Origin of the sequence: Faecalimicrobium dakarense (assembly GCF_000499525.1) — a bacterium.
Lineage (GTDB): Bacteria > Bacillota > Clostridia > Peptostreptococcales > Peptostreptococcaceae > Faecalimicrobium > Faecalimicrobium dakarense.
In genome coordinates, this window is the sequence record NZ_HG529472.1 from 1 (window position 1) to 212 (window position 212).

Genomic DNA, 212 nt, shown 5'->3' on the forward strand with positions numbered 1-212 from the left:
GCTTATCTTCCAAAAGCTACAGTACAATCAGCAAAGGCGGCTATACCACTACAAATGGGGGTAATAGGAGGCGAGATAATGCAAGCAATAGCTATATTAAGTGTACTTATAACAGCTCCAATAGGAGCAATTGGAATAAAATTAACATCGGATAAATTTCTTCATAAAGATATAATTTAAAAGTCATATTTATATATAAATATAATTAAAAA

Annotated in this window: 1 pseudogene; it reads left to right on the forward strand. The window is 30.2% G+C overall.

Features of this window, described 5'->3' with window-relative positions:
* Positions 1-180: pseudogene (locus BN899_RS18445) on the forward strand (cation:proton antiporter); the annotation flags it as partial.
* Between the last annotated feature and the right edge of the window lie 32 nt (positions 181-212).